The 2862-nt window shown below is 75.7% G+C and carries 2 protein-coding genes and 1 pseudogene; all 3 read left to right on the top strand.

Annotated features, from left to right (window positions below; translation table 11 throughout):
- Positions 1-155 precede the first annotated feature (155 nt).
- Complete coding sequence (locus PV721_RS42570) at positions 156-1391, top strand: ADP-ribosylglycohydrolase family protein (protein ID WP_416371294.1); 1236 nt, start codon at positions 156-158, stop codon at positions 1389-1391.
- Positions 1388-2533 carry an ADP-ribosylglycohydrolase family protein gene (locus PV721_RS42565; RefSeq protein ID WP_319734144.1) on the top strand — a complete coding sequence of 382 codons (1146 nt, stop codon included), beginning with the start codon at positions 1388-1390 and terminating at the stop codon, positions 2531-2533. Before PV721_RS42570 ends, PV721_RS42565 begins: the two co-directional genes overlap by 4 nt.
- Positions 2530-2862 (top strand): annotated as a pseudogene (locus tag PV721_RS42560) (ADP-ribosylglycohydrolase family protein); the annotation flags it as partial. The gene PV721_RS42565 and the pseudogene PV721_RS42560, both read left to right, overlap by 4 nt.

Below are 2862 nucleotides of genomic sequence, written 5' to 3'. Positions count from 1 at the left end.
TACCTTTTTTATTCTTCTCTCTTTTGCGTCTCTTTTTTTGTTTTTAGATTATCGGGACCCCACGGTTCTACCCCTTTTAAGTCGTTGGCAGCGTCAGATGTGTTTTAGGGGCAGCCGGGGGGGCCCGGGGGTGGGCCGGGGAGGTGGCCTTCGGGGTGCTCGGCGCCGGCCCGGGGCTCCGTATCGCCGGCGTCCGGGTCGTCGAGCGGCCCGCCGCGCCGGCGGCCTCCGCACCTGCCGGGCTCCCCGCCGGGGCCCGGCGGATCGAGGGCCTCCTCCTCGGGCTCGCTGCAGGCGACGCGGCCGGGTGGCCCGCCGCCCGCCACCGCGCCAGCCGGATGCCCGAGTGGACCCGCCGCCTCACCCGCGAGCTCGACACCTTCGCCGAGCAGAACGCCACCACCACCCTCCCCGTACCCATCGCCCTCAACCAGCCCCCCGAGCCCCTGCGCCTCGGCCCTTCCGACGACGCCGAGTGGGCCGCGTTCGTCGCCGAGTCCGTGCTCACCGCCGCCGGCGTCCTGCTCAGCGACCTCTCCCGGTCCCGCCGCATGCGGGCCGCCATCGACCTCGCGTGGAACGCCCTGGCCTCCGAAGTTGCCGCGGCGGCGGAACGCGCGCCCGAGGTCGAGTCCGCCGTCCTCCCCCTCCGCGCCCGGATCTCCGTCCGCGCCGGCCTCGGCAACCTCGCCACCGGCCTGCGCCCGCCCGCCACCGGCCACGACAACCCGCACTACTTCGACGACGCCGCCTGCATCCGCGCCTGCGTGCTCGCCGTCGTCCACCCTGGCGACGCCGGGGCCGCCGCCGACCTCGCCGAGTTCGACGCCCGCTACACCCAGGACGGCGACGGCGTCCACGGCGCCCGCGCCATGGCCGCGGCCATCGCCACCGCCCTCGCCACCGCGGACGTCGACGCCGCCGTGGAGGCCGCCCTCGCCCAGCTCCCCGAGGCCACCGAGATCGGCCGCAACGCCCGCCACGCCGTGGACCTCGCCCGTACCCGCACGGACGGCGGCGGCGCCTTCGCCATCGTCCCCATCCTCGAACACGAGATCGTGGACCACGTCTACAGCTACGGGATCGCCGCCGCCGAGACCGTCCCCGTCGCCCTCGCCCTCTCGACCGCCGCCCGCGGCAGGGTGACCGAGGCCGTCCCGGCGGCCGCCTGCCTGTCCCGCGTCGCGGACTCCGCCCCCGCCCTCGCCGGCGCACTCACCGGCGTGCTCGGCGGCGGCGATGCGATCCCCGCCGCCTGGCGCGAGGCCTGCCGCACCCTGTCCGGCTGCGCCCTCCCCCGCCTCGCCGGCACCGACCTCGTGGAACTCGCCGCGCTCCTCGCGCGTACGGAACTCACCTCACCCAAACCGCAAGGGATGATTCGGACATGACGCTCACGTTGGAGGACCGGGCCTGCGGCGCTCTCGTCGGAGCCGCCGTCGGCGACGCGCTCGGCGGCCCGGTGGAGGGCTGGACCCCGGACCAGATCGTGGAACGGCACGGCGGCCGCGTGCACGGCGTCGTCGGCCCGTGGCACGAGAACTGGCGCACCGCCCGCCCCATCGCCCCGTACCACAAGGGCGACGGACACGTCACGGACGACACCCTGATGACGCACGCGCTGGTCCGCGTCTACGAGGCCGTACGGGACCACCTCGACTCCCACGCGATCGCCGAGCACCTGGTCCCCGACCTGATGAACAACCCCCGCTGGATCCCCGAACTGGAGGCCGAGGCCCTGCCGTTGCAGCGGGTCTTCCTCGCCGAGAAGTGGATCGTGACCCGGCTGCACTACGCGCACGTCGACCCCCGCGAGGCCGGCAGCGGAAACATCGTCAACTGCGGGGCCGCGATGTACATGGCGCCGGTGGGCCTCGCCAACGCGGGCAACCCGGCGGGCGCGTACGCCGAGGCGCTCGACATCGCCGGCGCGCACCAGTCCTCCTACGGGCGGGAGGCGGCGGGCGTGTTCGCGGCGGCGGTGGCTGCGGCGTGCGTGCCCGGGGCAACGGCCGCCTCGGTGGTGGACACGGCCCTGTCCCTGGCCAAGGACGGCACGCGCGCGGCGATCTCCGCCGTACGCGAAGTGGCCGCCGCCCACCGGGACTTCGAGTCGGCGCTGGTGCCGCTGCGGGCGGCGGTGGCCCCCTACGACTCGGTCGGCCCGGACTACCGCGCCCCCTCGCTCGACGCCCGCCGCCCCTCCCGGCTGCACTCCATCGAGGAACTCCCGGTCGCCCTGGGGATGCTGCTGGTCGCGGACGGCGCGTACGAGGCCGCGGTGCTCGGCGCGGTCAACTACGGCCGGGACTGCGACTCCATCGCCACCATGGCGGGGGCGATCGCCGGGGCCCTGGGCGGCGAGGCCGTGGTCCCGGCCGTCTGGGCCAAGCAAGTCGCCGAGGCCAGCCGCCTCGACCTGCACGCCCCGGCGCTGGCGATGGCCGCCGTGGCCCGGGAGGTCTTCGCCCTCGACCGGGCCCGCCGCCGTACCCACGAGTCGGCCTTCACCGCGATCTCGGCCCCGCGGTGACGGGGCCCGCGGCCTGCAACCCGGACTCCGTCCGGCTCACGTGGGCCCAGCCCGAGGACCTCGTCGGGCACGAGCTGCGCCAGGCGGCCGAGGACGGCCGGAACCCGGAACCCGCCCGGCGCGCCTGGCTGGCGGCGGGCGGCAGTCCGGCCCCGGACCGCGCCGGCGCCTCCCCGGCCCCGGCGGCGCCGGAGCTCCGCGCCCTCGCGGTCGGCCTGCTGGACGAACTCGACGCGCAGACCTCCCCACTGGCCTCCGCCGAGCCTCAGCCCTGGCAGGCGATCGTCGCAGCCTGCCAGGGCTTAGGAACGGCGGAAGCCAGGGGGGCG

This window comes from Streptomyces sp. MB09-01 (genome assembly GCF_033794505.1).
Classification (GTDB): domain Bacteria; phylum Actinomycetota; class Actinomycetes; order Streptomycetales; family Streptomycetaceae; genus Streptomyces.
This window is presented reverse-complemented; position numbering and strand designations above follow the sequence as displayed.